The 19,890-nt window shown below is 68.3% G+C and carries 22 protein-coding genes; 11 read left to right on the top strand and 11 right to left on the bottom strand.

What is annotated here, in order from left to right; all coding sequences use genetic code 11:
* The first annotated feature begins 28 nt into the window (after positions 1 to 28).
* Genes LX13_RS17870 through LX13_RS17895 form a run of 6 tightly spaced genes read left to right on the top strand, consistent with a single transcriptional unit; the run spans position 29 to position 4,477 of the window.
* Positions 29 to 757: an SDR family oxidoreductase gene (locus LX13_RS17870; protein WP_253662601.1), complete on the top strand. Its 729-nt coding sequence runs from the start codon at positions 29 to 31 to the stop codon at positions 755 to 757.
* The gene (locus LX13_RS17875) at positions 754 to 1,662 is read left to right on the top strand and encodes an NAD(P)-dependent oxidoreductase (RefSeq protein WP_253662602.1); all 909 of its coding nucleotides are present in this window, start codon (positions 754 to 756) and stop codon (positions 1,660 to 1,662) included. Before LX13_RS17870 ends, LX13_RS17875 begins: the two co-directional genes overlap by 4 nt.
* On the top strand, positions 1,659 to 2,027 hold the full coding sequence (locus tag LX13_RS17880; RefSeq protein ID WP_253662603.1) for a carboxymuconolactone decarboxylase family protein: 369 nt from the start codon (positions 1,659 to 1,661) through the stop codon (positions 2,025 to 2,027). Before LX13_RS17875 ends, LX13_RS17880 begins: the two co-directional genes overlap by 4 nt.
* The gene (locus LX13_RS17885) at positions 2,024 to 2,656 is read left to right on the top strand and encodes a PaaI family thioesterase (protein ID WP_253662604.1); all 633 of its coding nucleotides are present in this window, start codon (positions 2,024 to 2,026) and stop codon (positions 2,654 to 2,656) included. The genes LX13_RS17880 and LX13_RS17885 overlap by 4 nt, the downstream gene beginning before the upstream one ends.
* Positions 2,656 to 3,903 (top strand): cytochrome P450, encoded by a 1,248-nt coding sequence (locus tag LX13_RS17890; protein WP_253662605.1) that lies wholly within the window; start codon positions 2,656 to 2,658, stop codon positions 3,901 to 3,903. The genes LX13_RS17885 and LX13_RS17890 overlap by 1 nt, the downstream gene beginning before the upstream one ends.
* Before the next feature lie 10 nt (positions 3,904 to 3,913).
* Positions 3,914 to 4,477 carry a cysteine hydrolase family protein gene (locus tag LX13_RS17895; protein WP_253662606.1) on the top strand — a complete coding sequence of 188 codons (564 nt, stop codon included), beginning with the start codon at positions 3,914 to 3,916 and terminating at the stop codon, positions 4,475 to 4,477.
* 6 nt (positions 4,478 to 4,483) lie between these two features.
* Here LX13_RS17895 and LX13_RS17900 read toward each other — a convergent pair whose 3' ends face one another.
* Both LX13_RS17900 and LX13_RS17905 read right to left on the bottom strand, forming a co-directional pair.
* A complete protein-coding gene (locus tag LX13_RS17900; RefSeq protein WP_253662607.1) occupies positions 4,484 to 4,756 on the bottom strand; it encodes a DUF2277 domain-containing protein in 273 nt (90 codons plus the stop codon).
* A 31-nt stretch (positions 4,757 to 4,787) separates the two neighbouring features.
* Positions 4,788 to 5,759 carry an NADPH:quinone oxidoreductase family protein gene (locus tag LX13_RS17905; protein ID WP_253662608.1) on the bottom strand — a complete coding sequence of 324 codons (972 nt, stop codon included), beginning with the start codon at positions 5,757 to 5,759 and terminating at the stop codon, positions 4,788 to 4,790.
* A gap of 61 nt (positions 5,760 to 5,820) precedes the next feature.
* Here LX13_RS17905 and LX13_RS17910 point away from each other — a divergent pair, with 61 nt between their 5' ends.
* The 3 genes from LX13_RS17910 to LX13_RS17920 all read left to right on the top strand — a co-directional run bounded on the left by LX13_RS17910 (position 5,821) and on the right by LX13_RS17920 (position 9,314).
* On the top strand, positions 5,821 to 6,453 hold the full coding sequence (locus LX13_RS17910) for a class I SAM-dependent methyltransferase (protein ID WP_253662609.1): 633 nt from the start codon (positions 5,821 to 5,823) through the stop codon (positions 6,451 to 6,453).
* 150 nt (positions 6,454 to 6,603) lie between these two features.
* The gene (fadD5, locus tag LX13_RS17915; RefSeq protein WP_253662610.1) at positions 6,604 to 8,181 is read left to right on the top strand and encodes a fatty-acid--CoA ligase FadD5; all 1,578 of its coding nucleotides are present in this window, start codon (positions 6,604 to 6,606) and stop codon (positions 8,179 to 8,181) included.
* Positions 8,178 to 9,314 carry an acyl-CoA dehydrogenase family protein gene (locus LX13_RS17920; protein WP_253662611.1) on the top strand — a complete coding sequence of 379 codons (1,137 nt, stop codon included), beginning with the start codon at positions 8,178 to 8,180 and terminating at the stop codon, positions 9,312 to 9,314. Before fadD5 ends, LX13_RS17920 begins: the two co-directional genes overlap by 4 nt.
* A 1-nt stretch (position 9,315) precedes the next feature.
* On the opposite strand, the gene LX13_RS17925 is transcribed toward LX13_RS17920, so the two are convergent.
* A complete protein-coding gene (locus LX13_RS17925; protein WP_253662612.1) occupies positions 9,316 to 10,230 on the bottom strand; it encodes an oxygenase MpaB family protein in 915 nt (304 codons plus the stop codon).
* Between the two features lie 92 nt (positions 10,231 to 10,322).
* Between LX13_RS17925 and LX13_RS17930 the strand changes: the two genes are divergently transcribed.
* On the top strand, positions 10,323 to 11,507 hold the full coding sequence (locus tag LX13_RS17930) for a TetR/AcrR family transcriptional regulator (protein WP_253662613.1): 1,185 nt from the start codon (positions 10,323 to 10,325) through the stop codon (positions 11,505 to 11,507).
* Positions 11,508 to 11,511: 4 nt separating this feature from the next.
* Here LX13_RS17930 and LX13_RS17935 read toward each other — a convergent pair whose 3' ends face one another.
* From LX13_RS17935 to LX13_RS17955, 5 genes are all read right to left on the bottom strand, one after another.
* A complete protein-coding gene (locus LX13_RS17935; protein ID WP_253662614.1) occupies positions 11,512 to 12,360 on the bottom strand; it encodes an LLM class F420-dependent oxidoreductase in 849 nt (282 codons plus the stop codon).
* A gap of 53 nt (positions 12,361 to 12,413) precedes the next feature.
* Complete coding sequence (locus tag LX13_RS17940) at positions 12,414 to 13,529, bottom strand: prenyltransferase (RefSeq protein ID WP_253662615.1); 1,116 nt, start codon at positions 13,527 to 13,529, stop codon at positions 12,414 to 12,416.
* Between the two features lie 5 nt (positions 13,530 to 13,534).
* Complete coding sequence (locus LX13_RS17945) at positions 13,535 to 14,248, bottom strand: class I SAM-dependent methyltransferase (protein ID WP_253662616.1); 714 nt, start codon at positions 14,246 to 14,248, stop codon at positions 13,535 to 13,537.
* A complete protein-coding gene (locus tag LX13_RS17950; RefSeq protein WP_253662617.1) occupies positions 14,235 to 15,524 on the bottom strand; it encodes a glycosyltransferase family 4 protein in 1,290 nt (429 codons plus the stop codon). Before LX13_RS17950 ends, LX13_RS17945 begins: the two co-directional genes overlap by 14 nt.
* A gap of 78 nt (positions 15,525 to 15,602) precedes the next feature.
* Positions 15,603 to 17,288, bottom strand: coding sequence for an FAD-dependent oxidoreductase (locus tag LX13_RS17955; RefSeq protein WP_253662618.1), 1,686 nt, complete (start codon positions 17,286 to 17,288; stop codon positions 15,603 to 15,605).
* Positions 17,289 to 17,474: 186 nt separating this feature from the next.
* Here LX13_RS17955 and LX13_RS17960 point away from each other — a divergent pair, with 186 nt between their 5' ends.
* Positions 17,475 to 18,239, top strand: coding sequence for an acyl-[acyl-carrier-protein] thioesterase (locus tag LX13_RS17960; protein WP_253662823.1), 765 nt, complete (start codon positions 17,475 to 17,477; stop codon positions 18,237 to 18,239).
* Positions 18,240 to 18,242: 3 nt separating this feature from the next.
* Here LX13_RS17960 and LX13_RS17965 read toward each other — a convergent pair whose 3' ends face one another.
* From LX13_RS17965 to LX13_RS17975, 3 genes are read right to left on the bottom strand one after another with little or no spacing between them, the layout of a single operon-like run.
* On the bottom strand, positions 18,243 to 18,803 hold the full coding sequence (locus tag LX13_RS17965) for a DUF3558 domain-containing protein (protein ID WP_253662619.1): 561 nt from the start codon (positions 18,801 to 18,803) through the stop codon (positions 18,243 to 18,245).
* The gene (locus LX13_RS17970; RefSeq protein ID WP_253662620.1) at positions 18,800 to 19,384 is read right to left on the bottom strand and encodes a DUF3558 domain-containing protein; all 585 of its coding nucleotides are present in this window, start codon (positions 19,382 to 19,384) and stop codon (positions 18,800 to 18,802) included. The genes LX13_RS17965 and LX13_RS17970 overlap by 4 nt, the downstream gene beginning before the upstream one ends.
* A gap of 28 nt (positions 19,385 to 19,412) precedes the next feature.
* A complete protein-coding gene (locus LX13_RS17975) occupies positions 19,413 to 19,805 on the bottom strand; it encodes an RNA-binding S4 domain-containing protein (protein WP_253662621.1) in 393 nt (130 codons plus the stop codon).
* Between the last annotated feature and the right edge of the window lie 85 nt (positions 19,806 to 19,890).

Here is a 19,890-nt window from a genome sequence, read left to right on the forward strand (position 1 = left end):
TGAACACCACAGCAGAGAAGGACAATTCATGAGGTTCGAAGGAAAGACCGCCATCGTCACCGGAGCCGCGGGCGGCATCGGCGAGGGTTATGCCCGCGCACTGGCCGCCGAGGGCGCCAACGTGGTTATCGCCGACCTCTCCGACGAGGCGGGTGAGAAGGTCGCCGCCGACCTCGGTGGGCTCTACGTCCACACCGACGTCGCCGACGAGGACTCCGCGAAGGCCCTGGCCCAGGCCACCCTCGACGAGTACGGCCAGATCGACTATCTGATCAACAACGCCGCGATCTACGGCGGCATGCAGCTCGACTTCCTCATCACCGTGCCGTGGGACTACTACAAGAAGTTCATGAGCGTGAACCTCGACGGGGCGCTCAACGTGACCCGCGCGGTCTACGGCCACATGAAGCCGGGTAGCGCGATCGTCAACCAGTCCTCCACCGCGGCATGGCTCTACAGCGGTTTCTACGGACTTGCGAAGGTGGGCATCAACGGTCTCACGCAGCAACTCGCGACCGAGCTCGGCGGTTCCGGGATCCGGGTCAACGCGATCGCGCCCGGGCCCATCGACACCGAGGCCACCCGATCCACCACACCGGGCAAGATGGTCGCCGACATCGTCAAGCGGCTGCCGCTGTCGCGGATGGGCACGCCGAAAGACCTCGAGGGCACCTGCCTGTTCCTGCTGTCCGACGAGGCCTCGTGGATCACCGGGCAGATCTTCAACGTCGATGGCGGACAGATCATCCGGTCATGACCGCCGCAGATTCGGACACGACGTTCCCCATCGGGTTCATCGGTCTGGGCAACATGGGTGCGCCCATCGCCCAACGATTCGTCGCGTGGCCGGGTGGCCTGGTGGTCTGCGATGCCCGACCCGAGGCGACCGAGAAGGTGGTCGCAGCGGGCGCCACGGCCGTGGCGACGGCCGCCGAGGTCGCAGCGACCGCACGCGTCATCTCGATCACCGTCCTCGACGACGCGCAGGTGCGGTCGGTGATCACCGGTCCCGGCGGGATACTCGAGACCGCGACGGCCGGAACCGTGATCGCCGTGCACTCCACCATCGCGCCGGGCACAGCGGTCGAACTCGCCGAGATCTGCGCCGCACACGATGTCGACCTCGTCGACGCACCGGTCTCCGGCGGCGCCCCCGGTGCCGAGCAGGGCCGGCTCGCCATCATGGTCGGCGGACCACGTGCCGCGTACGAGAGGGTCAAGCCGGTGTTCGCGCTGGCGTCGGACATGACCATCCACGCCGGTGAGATCGGTGCCGGCACGCGGATGAAGTTGGCGCGCAATCTCCTCCACTTCATCTCGTTCACCGCGACCACCGAGGCCGCCCGCCTCGCCGAGGCGGCGGGCATCGATATCGTCAAGCTCGGCAAGGTGGTGCGCCACACCGACGCGATCACCGGTGGAGCCGGCGCGATCATGCTGCGCGAGACCACCGCCCCCATCGCCGACGACGACTTCTGGCACTCGGTGTTCACCCATGTGCGCGGACTCGGCGAGAAAGACGTGGCCCTCGCGCTCGACCTCGCCGAAGAACTCGACGTCGATCTCCCCCTGGGCCGTATCGCACTCGAACGGCTCGGTGACGGACTCGGCGTCGGCCCGGGCGAGATCGCGACCCACCACCAGAACGGAGTTCCCCGATGACCGAGATGAGCGAACAGCGCCGCAAGGGCCTGGACAAGATGGCCGAGGTGTACGGCTTCGACCTGTCCGACGGGCCCGGGGACTACTTCGCCCACACCGCCGACCACCTGTTCGGCGAGGTGTGGACCAGGGAGGGACTCACCGTTCGCGACCGGCGACTGCTCCTGCTGGGCGCGCTCGCCGCATCCGGCCTCGACGACGTCGCCGAGATCCAGGCCGGCGCCGCGTTGGGCAACGGGGAGCTCGAACCCGATCAGCTCCGCGAGATCGCCCTGTTCCTCTGCTACTACATCGGGTGGCCGCTCGGCACGAAGCTGAACTTCACGTTCGGCAAGGTCATCGGCAACTTCGAGAAGAATCGTTGAGGCAGTTCGTCTTCGAGGACATCACGTCCGAGGAGGTGGCCCGGCGCACCGGTGTCTACACGCCGCTGACCGATTCGGTGCGGCAACTTCTCGACGCCGCCATTCGCACCGAGGTCGATCCCGACACCATCCGCGCGGCCGGCGAGCTGATCGACCGTGCCACCGCCATGCTGCGTTCGGCGCAGACCGACGGCCCGCACGGTGTCCGCTACACGGCCGACGGCACCGGGATGCCCTGGGGCAACCCGGCGATCGGGATCCGCAATGCGATCGCACCCCCGATGGTGGTGACGCGCGACGGTGATCGCCTTGTCGCCGACGTCGTGCTGGGGGCGGCCTACGAGGGTCCGCCCGGACTCGTCCACGGGGGCATCTGCGCGCTGCTGCTCGACCACATCCTGGGCGAGGCGGCGAGCGCGATGACCGGCACGCTGACGCTCCGCTACCAGCGCGCCACACCGCTCGGCGCAGTACATCTCGAGGCCGAGGTGGTCGCCACCGCAGGCCGGAAGCTGACCGTGCGGGGGTCGATGTCGGATGCCGACGGCATCACCGTGACCGCCGAGGGCATCTTCATCGCGCCCCGACTGACCATGACCGAGCGACCCGACGACAGAGAAGGACCCTGATGACGACCGAACTCCCCACCCGCTGTCCATTCGGTGCCGGTTGGGATCTGACCGATCCCGCGTTGCTCGAGAACGGTATGCCGCACCACGAGTTCACCCAGATGCGCGAGACCAAACGCATCTTCTGGATCGACCAGGATCCCGAGGTCGGCCCGTTCCGCGACAACGGGTACTGGGTCGCCACCCGCCACGAGGACATCCGGGCCATCTCGAAGAACTCGACGGATTGGTCGAGCAACACCCAGGGCGCGGTGATGCGACTGCCGGACATGATGACCCCGGAATTGCTCGAGTACACGAAGGCCATGCTGATCAACCACGATCCGCCCGAGCACACCCGCATGCGCAAGGTGGTGTCGCGCCTGTTCACCCCGCGCGCGGTCAACGCGCTGCACGACATCCTCGACGCGCGTGCCCGCGAGATCGTCTCCGCCGCGATCGCCAAGGGCCCCGGCAACTTCGTCGACGACGTCGCGGTGGATCTCCCGCTGTCCGCGATCGCCGACCTCATCGGGGTGCCCGCCGCGGACCGGGAGAAGTTGTTCACGTGGACCAACGCGGTGATGAACACCGACGACCCCGACTACGGCGACATCGACGCCGCGGAGGCCAACGCCGCGCTGCTCGGCTACGCCTACGCCATGGCCGAGGACCGTCGGAAGAACCCGGCCGAGGACATCATCACCACCCTGGTGAACGCCGATGTCGACGGTGAGGCGCTCGACGAGGCCGAATTCGGCTTCTTCGTCATCCTGATCGCCGTGGCCGGCAACGAGACCACCCGCAACGCGATCACCCACGGCATGAACGCGTTCCTCGACCACCCCGAGCAGTGGGAGCAGTTCAAACGCGACCGGCCCTCCACCGCCGCCGACGAGGTGATCCGCTGGGCCACCCCGGTGCATTGCTTCCAGCGCACCGCGATCAACGACGTGGTGCTCGGCGACGTCACCATCCGGGCGGGCGAGCGGGTCGGGATGTTCTACAGTTCAGCGAATTTCGATGACGAGGTGTTCGAGAACCCGAACACGTTCGACATCACCCGGAGCCCGAACCCACACCTGGCGTTCGGTGGCAGCGGGGCGCACTACTGCGTCGGGGCGAACCTGGCCCGCATGGAGGTCGACATCATGTTCAACGCCATCGCCGACCTCGCGCCCGACATCACCAAGCTGGCCGACCCCACACGCCTGCGATCCGGCTGGATCAACGGTGTGAAGGATCTCGAGGTCAGCTACGGCCGATAACATCGGCGCGGTGAGCGAATGGACACCCAGAGACCGCTCCGCCCTCATCGTCATCGATGTCCAGCAAGGGTTTGACGACGCAGGGTGGTGGGGACGGCGCAACAATCCCGACTGCGAGGCCAACGTGGCGGCACTGGTCCATCGGTGGCGCACTCTGGGTCGCCCGCTGGTGTTCGTGCAACACGACTCCGACAACGAAGCTTCTCCGCTGCACCCGTCCAACCCGGGGAATGCATTCAAGGGCGTGGTCGCGGGCTCCCCTGATCTGCTGGTGCACAAATCGGTGAACTCCAGCTTTCATGGATCACCGGACCTGAACGCCTGGCTCACCGACGAAGGCATCGAGCAGATCGTCATCTGCGGGATCACGACCAACCACTGCTGTGAAACGACGGCCAGGGTCGGCGGGAATCTCGGCTACGACGTGGCCTTCGTGCTCGACGCAACGCACACGTTCGACCGCAACACACCCGACGGGGAGCACATCGACGCCGAACTGCTCGCACTGATCACCGCGACGAATCTGCACGGCGAGTTCGCGACGGTGGTCGCCACGGCCGACCTTCTGCGCTGAGGCCGGTCAGCGCGCCCGTGCCGCGATCCGGGCCTGCACCTCGGGTCGGCGCAGCGGCGGAACCGTCCGCGGCGGCTGACGTCGGGCCGGCAACGCGTCGAGCAACGTGGTGGTCGCCGCGGTCACGGCCGCCACCGCGGCCTCGAACGCCTCGACGTTGGCCGGCGACGTCTTCGCGACACCGCTGACCTTGCGGACGTACTGACGCGACGCGGCCTCGATCTCGACCGACGTGGCCGGCGGCTCGAGGCCCCGCAGCTCGGTGATGTTGCGACACATGATGTCTCCTCGCAGTGATTCGAGCCCGAGGTCAGTCGGCGATGTGGATGACCGCCTTGCCCAGGATCTTGCCGTTCTCCAGGTCCGACAACGCCTGCGGCAGATCAGCGAGCGGATAGGTGACGTTGACCGGCGGTCGCATTCCCGCGGAGATCATCGTCGTCAGCTCGGTGTGCAGCTCGCCGGGTACCGCCGGATGCGTCCGAATGTACTCACCCCAGGCCGCCCCGACCACGGAGATGTTGCGGAAGAGCACCCGGTTCAGCTTAACCGAGGGAATGCCGCCCGCGGCGAACCCGATGACCACGAACCGGCCGTCGGGCGCCACCTGACGCAGTGCCTCGTCGAACACCTCGCCACCGACCGGGTCGATCAGCACATCGACGCCGAGACCGTCGGTCAGCTCCTTGATCCGGTCGCCCCACCCGTCGGTGAGCGCGACGACCTCGTCGGCCCCGACCTGCCGCAGCATGTCGCCGGCTCCGGCGCGGTGCACGATCGCGATGACCCGCGCACCCAATGCCTTCGCGACCGCGATGGTCGCGACACCGACGCCGCCCGCACTGCCGAGGACACCCACCGTCTCCCCCGCACGCAGGTTCGCGCGGAGCTTCAACGCGAAGATCGCGGTCTGGAAGTTGATGCCCATCGCGGCGCCCTCGTCGAAGCTCAGTCCGTCGGGGATCGGCAGCAGTTGTTCGGGTGCGGCGACGACCTTCTCGGCGAAGCCACCGACGACCGACATCACCAGCACCCGGTCACCGGCGGAGTACCCCGATCCGTCCGGTGCCGACGTGACGACGCCCGCGACCTCGGTGCCGGGGGTGAACGGCGTCGGCAACCGCAGTTGGTACTTGCCCTGACTCATCAGCAGGTCGGGGAAACACACCCCGCACGACTTCACGTCCACCGCGACCTGCCCCTGCGCGGGGGTGGGGTCGTCGACGTCGGTCAGGGTCAGCCCACTGGGCCCGGTCTCTTCGGTGAGAATCTGCGCCTTCATGTCCGCCACACTAACGGCAGTACTCGTCGGGGTCAGGCGACCCGCCTTATAGGATCATCCGATGGACCAGACCCAGCTCAGCGCCGCGCACGATGCACCCGGATTCATGCCGGAGGACGAGGCACTCGCGCTGTATGAGGTTGCCGGACAATATCTGTCGAAGTCCGACGCCGTCGGCATCGGCGTGGAGATCGGCACGTACTGCGGCAAGTCCACCGTCTACCTCGGGGCCGCCGCACAGCCGGTCGGCGCCACCGTGGTCACCATTGATCATCACCGCGGATCCGAGGAGCACCAGCCGGGCTGGGAGTACCACGACACCGCCCTCGTCGACCCGCACACCGGCACCCTGGACACCTCCGCCCGGTTCCGTCGGACCATCTACGACGCCGGCCTGGAAGACACCGTTATCGGCATGCTGGCCCGCTCGACCGACGCGGCCAAGGTGTGGGGCCGGCCGGCCGACTTCGTGTTCATCGACGGTGGACACAGCAGCGAGGCGGCCGACAACGACCTCGCGGGCTGGGCACCCTGGGTGCGTGTCGGCGGTGCGCTGCTGATCCACGACGTGTTCCCCGATCCCGCCGACGGCGGTCGGCCCCCGTTCGAGATCTATCAGAAGGCACTCGGGTCCGGAGATTTCGTCGAGGTAGCGGCACACGGCTCGCTCCGGGTGCTGGAACGCATCCGCTGAGCGCAACTGACTTCGTCCGTTCTGGTGCGCACCTCCGGCACAGAGCCGGAGGTGGCCTCGTGAGCGGCAGATCGTCGTCGAGCCACTAAGTTAGCGGGCATTCTGCACGAACCCGTCCTCGACGTGCTGGTTCCGCAGTAGCGTGGCGGCATGGAAGAACCGTTCCCCCGACACCTCGAACCTCTGGTCTCCCAGCGACACACCTGGGTCAACCAGGTGCGTATGCACGCGGTCATGCGCCCCGACGAGCCGGCGCTGCGCTTCCTGGGCGCCGCCACCACCTGGCGTGAGCTCGACACGCGGATGAGTCGTCTCGCCGCGGCATTGGACGCACGTGGGGTGAGCGCCGGCGACCGCGTCCTGGTGCTGACCCTCAACCGCCCGGAGTTCTTCGAGACGGTCCTGGCCGTCAACGCACTCGGCGCGATCGCGGTCCCGGTGAACTTCCGCATGGCCCCGCCCGAGGTGGTCCACCTCGTCACCGACACGGGTGCGCGCGCGATCGTCCACGAATCGGTGTTCGATCCCCTCATCGCCGCGGTCGGGGCGCTGCCGGGTGGGGCGACGGAGCTGCGTGTCCGCATCGGCGGGGCCGACGGGGACGCGCTCGACTACGACGCGCTCGTGGCCGAGGACCGCGAGCTCCCGCCGGTCGACGTACCGGAGACGTCGCCCGCGGTGATCATGTACACCTCGGGGACAACCGGGGCGCCCAAGGGTGCGGTGCTCACCCACATCAACCTGCAGGCGCAGGCTTATCACAACCTCGTCGCACCGGGAGTCGTCGATCACGAGGCCGTCGCGGCGGTCGCGGTGCCGGTGTTCCACATCGCTGCGCTCGGTGTCATCTCGTCGTGCCTGCTCGACGGCGTGTGCACGATCATCCTGCCGATCGGCCAGTTCGACCCCGCGGCGACGCTCGACGTCATCGAGCGCGAGCGGATCACCACGATGTTCATGGTGCCCGCGCAGTGGCAGCTGGTGATCGCCGAACAGCGTTCCCGTCCACGTGATCTCGCGCTGCGATTCCTGTGGTGGGGCGCGGCGCCCGCCTCGCAGACGCTGCTCGCGGCGATGGCCGACACGTTCCCGGAGGCGACCATCTGCGCGGTCTTCGGTCAGACGGAGATGTCGCCGGTCACCTGCACCCTCACCGGCGAGGACACCCACCGCAAGATCGGTTCGGTCGGCCGGGTGATCCGCACCATGGCCGCCCGGATCGTCGACCCGGACATGAACGACGTCGCCCCCGGTGAGGTCGGAGAGATCGTCTACCGCGGCCCCAATCTCATGAGCGGCTACTGGAACCGGCCGGAGGCGACCGCAGATGCGTTCGCGGGCGGGTGGTTCCACTCCGGCGACCTCGTCCGCGCCGACGACGAGGGCTTCGTCTACGTGGTCGACCGTGCCAAGGACATGATCATCTCCGGCGGAGAGAACATCTACTGCGTCGAGGTGGAGAACGCCGTGGCCGCGCACCCGTCGGTGCGCGAGGTCGCCGTCATCGGCCGTCCGGACGAGAAGTGGGGCGAGGTGGTCGTCGCCGTCGTGGCCACCGCCGCCGACACCGAGGCGCCCACCGTGCCGCAGATCCGCGAGTTCCTCGACGGTCGGCTGGCCCGCTACAAGCACCCCACCGAGATCGTGCTCGTCGACGAGCTGCCCCGCAACGCGGCAGGCAAGGTCTCCAAACCCCATGTGCGACAGGCGACAGGAGTCCTGCGATGAGACTGACCGACGAACAGCGCGAGTTCGGCGCGGCGGTCGACGCCTTCTGCCGACGCGAGGCGGGCAGCCGCGACCAGCGTGACGCGCTGACCGACGGCGGCGCCGAGGCCCACAGCGACACCCTGTACCGGAAGCTGGCCGATCTCGGCTACCTCGGCATCACCATCCCCGAGGAGTTCGGCGGCGCGGCCGGCGACGCCACGGACATGGTCATCCTGCTCGAACACCTGATCAAGAACCTCGCCCCGGTCGGCGGGATCGGGCCGACGATCATCACCGCCGCGGCCTACGAGAAGTTCGGCACCGACGAACAGAAGAAAGCGATCCTGTCCGGTGTCGTGGCCGGCGACTCACTGTCGATCTCGATGTCGGAGCCGGGTGCCGGATCCGACGTCGGTGCGCTGACGTGCAAGGCCGAGCGAACGGCGTCGGGGTGGCGGGTCAACGGCCAGAAGACCTGGTGCTCGAACGCGCACTTCGCGAGCACCATCCTGCTGGTGGCGCGGACGTCGTCGGACGGCGGCAAGCACGAGGGCCTGACCATGTTCAGCGTCCCGGCCGGGACCCCCGGGCTGACCATCTCCGGCATCGACACCCTCGGCGGACGCGAGGTGAACGACCTCTACTTCACCGATTGCGAACTGCCCGAGGATGCGGTGGTCGGCGAGGTGGGACAGGGCTGGGGTCAGCTGATGGCCGGGCTCAACACCGAGCGACTCATCCTCGCCGCGATGCAACTCGGTGCGGCACAACGGGCGTTCGACGACACCCTGACCTTCGTCACCGAGCGGCATCAGTTCGGCCGCCCGGTCGGCAGCTTCCAGGCGTTGCGACACCGACTGGCCGACCACGCCACCGAGATCGCCTGCACCAAACTGCTCGTCTACGACGTCGCCGCGCAGGTCTCGGAGAACCCGGCGGCGCTGCTGCCCCGGCAGGCGTCGATGGCGAAACTCAAGGCCACCGAGACCGCCAAGGCGATGGCGATCGACGGGATGCAGATGATGGGCGGGTACGGCTATGCCACCGAGTTCGACATGGAGCGGATCATGCGGTCGTCGATCATCTCCACCGTCTACGGCGGTACCAACGAGATCCAACGCGACATCATCGGCAAGACCTACGGGCTCTGAGTCAGACGAGAGCCCGCCCGTGGCGTACCCGCAGGCGCATGTCGGCCAGCAGCGCACGGTAACCGAGGCCGCGCAGCGGCCCGGGGACTGCACGCGCGAGGAGGTGGTGCGCGCGCATCAGCGCGGCGAAACGGTCGTCGTCCCGGTCGCTCCAGGACAGCCCCATGATGTCGCGGAACCGTGGCGCCAGCATGCCCACGGTGACGAATCGGTGGTAGCGCGCGACCGGACGAGGAACGGGCACGAAGGAAAGATCGATGATCCCGCCGAGGTATTCGCGCAGGCGTTCGTCGAGCAGCGTCAACTCGTCCACCCGCGCGACCCACAGGTCGTCGAAGTCCTCGACGGTGGCGGGCCACATGTCCGGGGTCACCTGCAGCGTCGTCGCCAACGGGGCGCTCTCGGAGTAGAAGACCGCACGCTGCCGCGCCGACATCGCGCCCCGCAGGATGAGATGGGTGTCCTCGAACCCGACATAGAGGCACATGGCCACCCAGAGCTGCAGGTTGCGATCGAATGCGTTGTACCGCACAGGGCTGGCCTCGGTCGAACGGACTTGCCGGTGTTGACGATTGACCGCCGTGCGGTAGACCTCCCGGTCGGTGTCGGAGCCCAGCACGGCCACTGCGAGGTAGGTGAAGGTGGTGCGGGCCCGCTTGATCGGGTGTTCGGTCACCGCGCCGGAGTGCACCCGGGACTCGACGACCCCATGGCCGACGGCACGATCGCTGAGCTGCATGACCACGTTGGCCGCGCCTGCGAACGCCGACATCGTCTCGAGCGAGTCCGCCAGTCGCGTCACCGTTCCCGTGGGGCGCGGCGCGGTGTGCACACGGATGCGGTAGCCGGCGTCGACGAGCCACTCGTAGGATCGTCGAGGCTTCTCGGTCCTCGGTTGCGTCGCTTCGGTGCTCACAGTGGACCTCCTGCTCGACGGCAGGTCCGACGCTACCGCAGCAGCGTCGCCGTGGACAGAACATTCGTTAACTTAACCGGCAGGGGTGACCGATGACCGAGCCCGTACAACGCCGTCGACCCCGGGATCGAAGGGCCCAGATCGAGCGGGTCGCCGCTCTCGAGTTCGCCGATCGCGGGTTCCTCGCCGCGAGTGTCGACGAGATCGGCGCGGCGGTCGACGTGTCCGGTGCGGCGCTGTACCGCCACTTCCCCAGCAAGTACGCGCTGTTCCGCCACGTCATCGACACCTACACCGACGTGTTCTGTGCCGCACTGGAGTCCGCGGTGTCCGATGCCGACGCACCGCCCCGCGATCGCGTCGACGCCATCCTCCGCAGCGCGCTGCGGGTGTCGGTGGACCGCCGCGACTCGGGGTCGATGTTTCGCTGGGAGCAGCGTTTCCTCGAGCCCGCCGACCGTCGCCGGGTGCGGGACCGCCTGAACCACGCACTCCTGCCCATGCGGACGGCCGCCGCCGAGTTCCTCGCCGGACTCGACGCGGACGAGATCGAGTTGCGCTGCATCGGCGCGATCGCGGTGATGGGGAGCGTCACCGCGCATCGGACCCGCCTCGCGGTCGGTGAGATCGAGGGCGTCCTGCTGCCTGCGGCGTGGCGGGTGCTCGACCGCCGCGCCGACGCCGGCGGCCTCGCGCCGGTCTCGCACACCTCCGCCGCGACACTGGGCACCGACCGGGAGAACACCATCCTCGTCCACGCGGTGGATCTGTTCTTCGAGAGGGGTTTTCACGCGGTCGCGATGGCCGACGTCGCCGCCGCCTCGGCGATCGCGCCGTCGGGGATCTACCGCTACTTCGCGAACAAGGACGAACTCCTCTACCGGGCATTCCTGCGTGCCGGCGACCTCAATGCCGAGGCCATCGCCGAGGCCTCGGCCGTCGCCGACGACCCGTCGGCCGCCCTCGACGCGCTCTGCGCGGCCTACATCGGACTGTGTTTCTCGGGTAGTCGTCTGATGACGCTGTACTTCCGGGAGGCAGGCAGCCTGCCCGCCGACTCACGACGCCGGCTCGCCGCGGTCCAACGCCGACAGGTCGACGACTACGTGCGACTGCTCCGCGCGGTCGAGCCCGCGGTCACCGTCGCGCGGGCGCGATTCCTGGTGCACGCGGGTATCGCGGTCATCTTCGATGTGGGACGCAGCCGGAGGTTCACGCTCGCAGCGGATTTCCAACACCTCACCCACGCGTTGTTCACGGCGGTGCTGCGCCCCTGACCGGTCAGGCGAGTCCGAGCTGGCCCGCCCGCTTCGCGAGATAGCCACGCGCCTTGTCGATGTCGTCGTCCGGGACGCCGTAGAGCACCAGGGTGACGCCGAGACCCTCCCAGCGCGCCAGCTTCTCGGGATCGGGCCTGCCGTCGAGCGCGACGATCTGCGGCGCACCGTCTCGACCGTGCTCGGCCCAGATCTTGTGCAGCAGGCGGATCGAGTCGTCGATCTCGGTGTCGGCGGGGGTGGTGAGCCAGCCGTCGGCGTTCTTGGCGATCCAGGTGAAGTTCTTCTCGGTGGCACCCGCACCGACGATCACCGGGACGCCGGGCTGCTGGGTGGTCTTGGGCCACGCCCACGACGGCCCGAAGTTCACGAACTCGCCGTCGTAGGACGCCTCCTCCTCCGACCACAGGGCCCGCATCGACTCCAGGTACTCGCGCAACATGGTCCGGCGCCGCTTCGGCGGGACCTTGTGGTCTCCGAGTTCGTCGAGGTTCCACCCGAACCCGACGCCGAGGGTCACCCGTCCGTCGGAGAGGTGGTCGAGCGTCGCGATCTGCTTGGCCAACGTCAGCGGATCGGACTGCACGGGCAGCGCGACCGCGGTGCCGAGTCGGATGCGTGTGGTGACCGCAGCGGCGGCGCTCAGCGACACCCACGGGTCGAGGGTGCGCATGTAGCGGTCATCGGGTAGCGAGGAGTCCCCGGTCTGCGGGTGCGCCGCGTCGCGACGGGTGGGGATGTGACTGTGCTCGGGGACGAAGTACGCAGCGAATCCCGCCTCCTCCACCAACGGCGCCAGCACCGCGGGACGCAGTCCCCGATCGCTCGTGAACTGCACGATTCCGTATTCCATCGCCTGCCGACCTCCGCTGCCACACCAGGCAAGACGCCTGACTGGACACCAGTCTAGGCATTTGTGCAGTCACAGGAAAGACCCGGTACCTCCGAGGCGGGGACGGTGACGTCGACCAGCGGGTCGGCGTCACGGAAGATCCCGTTCGCACTGCTGGTCCGACTCAGCGCGTCCGCGGCCAACACCACCGCGGCCGAGGTCCAGCAACTCTTCTCCACCGGCCACCGCTTGCCGTCGGAGAACACCAGACCGGTCCAGTACGACCCGTCCGGATCACGCAGGTGCTGCATGTCGGCGAACAACCGCGTGGCGTCGGCGTCGTCGCCCAGGCAATTCATGGCCAACACCAGCTCGCATGTCTCGGCGCCGGTGACCCACGGGCGGTGATCGACACAGCGGATGCCGAGATCGGCGACGACGAACTCGTCCCATCGATCGGCGATCAGTTCCTGACCGGCGCGGCCGCGGACGGCGCCGCCCAACACCGGGTAGTACCAGTCCATCGAGTGATCCGACGGCGGGGCGAAACGGTCGGTGTGGGCACGCAGCGCGTGACCGAGTCGCAGTTGTGCGTGTCGCCAGGCGGGTGCGGGCTGCTTCATCTCGTCGGCGATCGCGGCGGCACAACCCAGGGCCTGATGGATGCTGGCACTGCCGGTCAACATCGCGGCGTCGAAGACGGATCCGTCGGCCGGGTCGAACGCGACGCCCGAGGTGGGCAGCGGATACTTGCCGCCCCACCGGATCTGGCCACCCGGAGCCTGGAACCGCACCACCAGTTCGATGGCCGACCAGACGGTCGGCCACAGGCGTTCGAGGAAGCGCGTGTCACCGGTGATCAGGTAGTGATGCCAGACGCCCACCGCGAGATAGGCGCAGAAGTTCGCGTCGGTGTTGGCGTCGGCGACGGTCCCGACGACGGTCCGGATGGCCCACGAACCATCGGGACGCTGTGTGCGACGGGACCATTCGTAGGCCGCCTCCGCCTCCGGGTGACGTCCGGTGACCGACAGGGCCATCGCCGACTCGATGTGGTCCCACGGATCGGTCTGGCCACCGGGGAACCACGGCATCGCGCCCGTCGGCTCCTGCATCGCGGCTATCGCGGCACCGGTCTTGTCGCACTGGTCCTCGGTCAGCACGCCCGGGACATGCGGCACCCGCCTCACGCGTCTCAGGCGGGCTTGTGCAGGTAGAGCACCACGGACTTGCCGACCAACGGGTTCAGCGCCCGCTCGGTGAGCCGTGTGGCAGCGGGGGCGCTCATCATGTCCCACACCAGCAGCTTGTGGTACGCCTTCACCAGCGGGTTGTCGTTGTTCTCCACGCCCACAGCACATTTGAGCCACCAGTACGGGGCGTGCAGTGCGTGCCTGTGATCGGTGCCGACCACCTCGAGGCCCGCCGCCGACACCTTCGCCGCGAGCTCGCTCGCCTTGTAGATCCGGACGTGGCCACCCTCGTTCGCGTGGTATTGATCGGAGAACGCCCAACAGACCTTCTCCGGCCAGTACCGCGGCACGGTCACCGCGGCGTGGCCGCCGGGCGCGAGCACGCGGGCCATCTCGGCGATGGCGTCGGTGTCGGCCGGGACGTGCTCGAGGATCTCCGACATCAGCACGACGTCGAATGCGTTGTCCGCGTACGGGAGATGCAGCGCGTCGCCGACCTCGGTGCGCGCCTTGGCCGATGCGGGGACCTGCTCCTCGGCGATCATGGCGTCGAACATCTCCGACACCTCGGCCATGTCCGAGTCGGACTGGTCGAAGGCGATGACATCGGCTCCGCGGCGGAACATCTCGTAGGAGTGCCGTCCCTGCCCCGCACCGATGTCTATCGCCTTGGTCCCGGCGGTCACCCCGAGACGGTCGAAATCAACGGTCAGCACGGAAATCTCCTTCGTGGTTCGAGCTCTGTGGAGCAGAGCTCTGCTCATTCAACACGTGTTCGTAGTGGGCCGCCGTCTTCACCGCGACCGCCGACCAGCTGAAGCGCGACTCGACGCGAGCGCGACCGCCCGCGCCCAGCCGGGCCCGCAGGTCGGGGTCGTCGAGCACGCGGCCGATGGCGGCGGCGAGGGCATCGGAGTCCATCGGCGGGACCAGCAGGGCGGCCTCGCCGTCGGGTCCCGCGACCTCGGGGATCGCGCCGGCGGTCGTCGCGACGAGCGCGTTCCCACAGCTCATCGCCTCGATGACCGGGAGCGAGAACCCCTCGTACAGCGACGGGACGCACGACACCTCGGCCGACGCGATGAGCTCACCGAGCTCGTCGTCGGACAGGCCGGAGACGACCTCGACCCGGTCGGCGATGGCGAGTTCGTCGATGAGTTTCGCGCTGGGCCCCTCGGGGTTGAGCTTCGACACCAACACGAGGTGCACGGGCCGCTCGGCGCTGAGCTTGGCGATGGCCTCGAGCAGGTACGACACCCCCTTGAGCGGCGCGTCGGCACTGGCCACACAGACCACGCGACCCGACACCCGCTCGGCGGGCGGCCGGAACACCTCGGTGTCGACGCCGAGGGGGATTGTCTCGATGCGGCCGGCGGGGATGTCGAATGCCTTGCGGATGTCGACCTCGCTGCTGCGCGAGACGGTCAGGATCTCCGGGATACGTCGGGCGACCTTGCCCTGCATGCGGGAGAAGCCGTGCCAACGGATCGCGGTGAGCTTGCGCCAGCCCTTGGCCGCCTTCACCGCGAGGGTGCGGTCGCGGGTGATCGGGTGGTGGATCGTCGTGATCACGGGCATGCCGCGCCGCTGGATCGCCAGGAGGCCGTAGCCCAGGCTCTGGTTGTCGTGGACGACGTCGAAGTCGTCGGCGCGGCCCTTGAGGATCCGGGCCATCCGTAGGCTGAACGTCAGCGGTTCCGGGAAGCCGGCGGTCCACATCGTCAGCACCTCGAGCACGTCGATCCAGTCCCGGATCTCCCGCGGACGCGGGGTGCGGAACGGGTTCGGCTCGCCGTACAGGTCGAGGCTGGGCACCTTCGTCAGACGCACACCGGCGTCGAGCGATTCCTGGTCGAGGTCCGGATAGGGCTGCCCGGAGAACACCTCGACGTCATGGCCCAGCAGCGCGAGTTCGCGGGCCAGATGGCGCACGTAGACGCCCTGCCCACCGCAGTGGGGTTTGCTCCGGTACGACAACAGCGCGATCCGCACCCGATACCTCTTCTGTGGTTGGTCGGCTCCGGCCTGGAGACGAATGACGTCGGTGAACTCGCGCTACCGCTGCCGAGCTCAGCCGGCTGCGGCGCCCTCGAGTTCGTGGATGCGGACGAGCTTGACCCGTCGCCGACCGGCTTCCTTGCCCGCGGACTTCTCGGTCGCGTCGATGCTCTTCCAGCCCGACGCGTCGATCCGGTTGGCCCCACGTCCGGCGATCAGGTCGGCGACCTTCTCCCGCGACGACGCCGGCTCGGCCAGGCTCCCGGCGATGAAGTCGGCGAGCACCGCATGCGCGGTCTCCTGACCGTCGAGTCGGTTCATACCGATACCGCCGGTGGCGCCACGCTTGATCCAACCGGTCACGTACACACCCGAGATGGTGTCCCCGTCCGGCGCGGTCAGCACGCGACCGTCGGCGTTGGGCACGACGCCGTGGCTCTCGTCGAACGGCAGGTCGGTCACCGGCACACCGCGGTAGCCGATGGCGCGCATGACGATCGAGGTCTCGATGTCGAAGGTCTCCTCGGTGGGCGCGACGGCCACGCGCTCGCCGTCGACCAGTTCGTTGCGGACACAGGTCAGCTTCGACACCGCCCCGGCCTCACCCTCGGACCCGTCGGCACTGAGCTCCAGCGGCGACACCAGGAAACGGAACACCACACGCTTCGGGGCACCGGTCTCGCCACGCTCGGCGAACTCACGGGCGATGCGGACCTTCGTCGCGATCGTCGAGTCCAGCGAACCGTCGCCCAGACCCTCCTCGCTCGCCGCGTCGAGGGTGAGTTCCGCGTCGTCGATGATGACGTCGACGTCGGGCAGGTCGCCCATCGCGAGGAACTCGGCGTTGGTGTACGCCGCCTGCGCGATGCCGCGACGACCCAGCAGGACGACCTCGGTGACCTGGCTCGACCGCAGACGCTCGATCGCGTGATCGGCGATGTCGGTGCGGGCGAGGGTGTCGGGATCGCTGAGCAGGATCCGCGCACAGTCGAGGGCCACGTTGCCGTTGCCGACGATCACCGCGCGCTCCGACGACAGGTCGAAGTCGAGGTCGGCGTAATCGGGATGGCCGTTGTACCAGGCGACGAACTCGGTCGCCGGGATCGAGCCGGGCAGGTCCTCACCCGGGATGCCCAGGCGCTTGTCGGTCGAGGCGCCCACGGCGTACACGACGGCCGAGTAATGCTCCAGCAGCTCGTCGTGGGTGACGTGGGTACCGACCTCGACGTTGAGGAAGTACTCGAAGGTCTTCTTGTTGGCCGTGGCCGCGAACTGCTTCTCCACCCCCTTGGTGGACGGATGGTCCGGCGCGACGCCCGCGCGCACCAATCCGTACGGGGTGGGCAGGCGGTCGAACATGTCGACACGGACCGCAGAGTGACGCACGAGTTCCTCGGCGGCGTAGAACGCGGCCGGTCCGGCGCCGACGATCGCGACGTGCAGCGTCTTGCCCTGCGGCAACGGCGGCTGCTTGCGCGGCGGCACCAGACCGCCGGAGACGTCGTGGTCGTTGTAGTAGTCGGCGTTGATCTGGAGGTACCGCTCACCCTTGTCGTCGAGCTGGTCGTCGGGGAAGATCGCCTCGACCGGGCACTCGTCGATGCAGGCACCGCAGTCGATGCAGGTGTCGGGATCGATGTAGAGCATCTCCGCGGTGCGGAACTCGGGCTCGTCGGGCGTGGGGTGAATACAGTTCACCGGGCAGACGCTGATGCAACTCGCGTCGTTACAGCACGGCTGGGTGATCACGTGCGCCATAAGGCAGTTACCTCGGAGGACTCGAACGATCCACAACGGTGGAACGTGTTCTAGTTATGTACGTTTTCTTCACTCTAACCACGCCCGGGAAAAGTTCCCAAGTCCCGTGAGCGTCATGGTGAAGCCTATGCTGCCGGGGTCGAAAGGATTCACTTGCCCGAGGACCCCTACCCGTTCGATCCCCCGATGCAACCGCGGCTGTCGAAGGCGCAGTTCTTCGAGACGAACTATCGGGTGCGCACCGACGACGTCGACCAGGAGATGCGGGTGCGTCTCGACGGAACCGCCCGGTATCTGCAGGACATCGCCAACGACAACATCGAGGCAACCGATTTCCACGACTCCGATCCGTTCTGGATCGTCCGTCGCACGGTCATCGACGTCATCGAACCGATCAGCTGGCCTGCGACGGTGACGTTGCAGCGGTGGTGCGGGGCGCTGTCGACGCGGTGGACGAACATGCGGGTCCGGGTGACGGCCGAGCACGAGACGAACCGGTTCAACCCGCAGATGCGGCCGCCGGGTCTGATCGAGACCGAGGCCTTCTGGATCAACGTCAACGACAAGGGCATGCCGTCGCGCATCACCGACGAGGCCTTCGGGATGCTCGCGGCGATGACCGACGAGCACCGGCTGCGGTGGAAGACGATGAACCCCGAACCGGCGCCGGAGCCCGGCGAGACCGATCGGGTGCACGTGCTGCGCAGCACCGACTTCGACCCGTTCAAGCACCTGAACAACGCCGCGTACTGGGAGGCGGTCGAGGACGAGCTCCTCGCCCACACCGATCTGACGGCGCGTCCGCACCGGGCGATCATCGAGTACCTGCGGCCGATCACGCCGGGTGCGCAGATGACCATCCGTCGTCGCCGCGACGGCGACCGGTTGTCGATGTGGATGATCGTCGACGATCAGACCGCCGCGACGATCAGCGTGACCGCGACCGCATGAGGACTACTGCCCGCCGCCGAGGACCAGTTCCATGAGCTTGGTCGGCGCCGCGCACGGGTCGCCGGACGCGCCGGTGGCCCGGGGTTCGACCCACCAGGTGTAGACGCCCCGTGCGGGTGAGTTCGCGGTGACGCCGCAGGCCGCGGGTCGCCGCGGATCGCGTTGGGTGAACGCCGCGGTGCTCGAGATGCGGACGTTCTCGGTGGTGTAGCCGAGCTTGCGCGCGACGTCTTTTTCCGCACGTTGGTTCCCGGACTCGAACCAGTTGAACGTCACGCCCGTGGTCACGGCGCCGGAGACCACCCACCGGCAGATCGCGCCGTTGAAGCTGGACTGCGCGGCCTCGCCCCCGACCGCCTTGGCGATCTGGTCGGTGGTCAGCAGGGTGCACTCGAGGAGCAGCTTGTCGAACTGATCGGTGTCGACGTTGCCGTCGGTCGATCCGGACTGTGCACCGCCGCCGAGCGGGACGGCCTCACCGTCGACCGACCGGCTGCAACTGCTGAGCACCAACGCGAGCACCGCCACGAGGACGGCCAGCGCGACCGGGACGCGGCGGCTCATTTCGCCCGCTCGACCGTAGTGGTGGACAGCTTCTTCGCGGCGTCGCACACCTGCTCGGTGCTGCGGTCGGCCTCGCCGGACGCGGTGACGCCGTAGCTCACCGACCACTCGAAGAAGTCGGCCCCGAAGGCGATGCCGATCTCGCAGATCCCCGGCGAGGAGGCGATGAATCCCGTGTGGCCGTCGATGGTGAGGTCGGTGGTCGATTCCCGTGACAGCTGCTCGGTGGCCCGCTCGCGTCCGATCGGGCTCCCCCGATACCAGTTGAAGGAGAACTGCGGTCCGAGCTGGTCGGCGCTGGTGACCCACTCGCAGCCCGACGAGTTGTTGGTGACGTTCGTCAGTCCCTGGGTGTCGACGATCTGGGAGACCTCGGCGGTGCTGACGCCGCCGCACTCACCGAAGAACGGTCCCGACCCGGCCGCCGCGCCGGTCGTCGGGGTACCGGACCCGCTGTCGTCGTCGCCGGAGTCGGAGCAGCCGGCGAGCAGGAGGGCGAGGACGGCGAGCAGCGCGATGACACCCGCCGCGGCGCGCGGCGTCGGAGTCGGTGCGTGTCTGCCGGGTGCGAGTCCGTCCACAGGCGCAAGTGTAGGGCGCGGTGACGGGTCAGAGGTCCCGTCCGTCGGACATGTCGCGTCCGTGCAGGCGGTCGGTCTCCCGCCGTTCACGTTTGGTGGGCCGACCCGCGCCGCGGTCGCGGACCGGGATCGATGCGATGACCTCCCTCGGAGGCGGCGGCGGACTGCGGTCGATCATGGCCTCGGCGGCGACGGGCGGTCCGACCCGTTTCGACAGCACCCGCGCGACCTCGACGATCCGCTCGCGACCGGCGACGCGCAGACGCACCTCGTCGCCGATGGCCACGTGCTGCGCGGGTTTCGCCGGGGTCCCGTTGACACGGACGTGCCCGGCCCGGCAGGCCGAGGCGGCCGCCGATCGGGTCTTGGTCAGGCGCACCGCCCAGATCCAGCTGTCGACTCGGGTGCTGGGTTCGGACATCCGACCAGAATAGTTCGCCGGTCGAGATCGTCGATCGCTCGCGGATCGGGGCGGGGTGGGCTACCGTCGAGCCACCAAGTGGGTC

The sequence above is a fragment of the Williamsia maris genome, from assembly GCF_024171815.1.
GTDB classification, from domain to species: Bacteria; Actinomycetota; Actinomycetes; order Mycobacteriales; family Mycobacteriaceae; genus Williamsia_A; species Williamsia_A maris.

What these genes read in the sequence shown, in the direction of transcription:
- LX13_RS17870 (WP_253662601.1), top strand. Translation starts at nt 29, where the DNA reads ATGAGGTTCGAAGGAAAGACCGCCATCGTCACCGGAGCCGCGGGCGGC.
- LX13_RS17955 (WP_253662618.1), bottom strand. Translation starts at nt 17,288, where the DNA reads ATGGCGCACGTGATCACCCAGCCGTGCTGTAACGACGCGAGTTGCATC.
- LX13_RS17910 (WP_253662609.1), top strand. Translation starts at nt 5,821, where the DNA reads ATGGACCAGACCCAGCTCAGCGCCGCGCACGATGCACCCGGATTCATG.
- LX13_RS17880 (WP_253662603.1), top strand. Translation starts at nt 1,659, where the DNA reads ATGACCGAGATGAGCGAACAGCGCCGCAAGGGCCTGGACAAGATGGCC.
- LX13_RS17875 (WP_253662602.1), top strand. Translation starts at nt 754, where the DNA reads ATGACCGCCGCAGATTCGGACACGACGTTCCCCATCGGGTTCATCGGT.
- fadD5 (WP_253662610.1), top strand. Translation starts at nt 6,604, where the DNA reads ATGGAAGAACCGTTCCCCCGACACCTCGAACCTCTGGTCTCCCAGCGA.
- LX13_RS17890 (WP_253662605.1), top strand. Translation starts at nt 2,656, where the DNA reads ATGACGACCGAACTCCCCACCCGCTGTCCATTCGGTGCCGGTTGGGAT.
- LX13_RS17930 (WP_253662613.1), top strand. Translation starts at nt 10,323, where the DNA reads ATGACCGAGCCCGTACAACGCCGTCGACCCCGGGATCGAAGGGCCCAG.
- LX13_RS17935 (WP_253662614.1), bottom strand. Translation starts at nt 12,360, where the DNA reads ATGGAATACGGAATCGTGCAGTTCACGAGCGATCGGGGACTGCGTCCC.
- LX13_RS17905 (WP_253662608.1), bottom strand. Translation starts at nt 5,759, where the DNA reads ATGAAGGCGCAGATTCTCACCGAAGAGACCGGGCCCAGTGGGCTGACC.
- LX13_RS17960 (WP_253662823.1), top strand. Translation starts at nt 17,475, where the DNA reads ATGCAACCGCGGCTGTCGAAGGCGCAGTTCTTCGAGACGAACTATCGG.
- LX13_RS17920 (WP_253662611.1), top strand. Translation starts at nt 8,178, where the DNA reads ATGAGACTGACCGACGAACAGCGCGAGTTCGGCGCGGCGGTCGACGCC.
- LX13_RS17975 (WP_253662621.1), bottom strand. Translation starts at nt 19,805, where the DNA reads ATGTCCGAACCCAGCACCCGAGTCGACAGCTGGATCTGGGCGGTGCGC.
- LX13_RS17965 (WP_253662619.1), bottom strand. Translation starts at nt 18,803, where the DNA reads ATGAGCCGCCGCGTCCCGGTCGCGCTGGCCGTCCTCGTGGCGGTGCTC.
- LX13_RS17900 (WP_253662607.1), bottom strand. Translation starts at nt 4,756, where the DNA reads ATGTGTCGCAACATCACCGAGCTGCGGGGCCTCGAGCCGCCGGCCACG.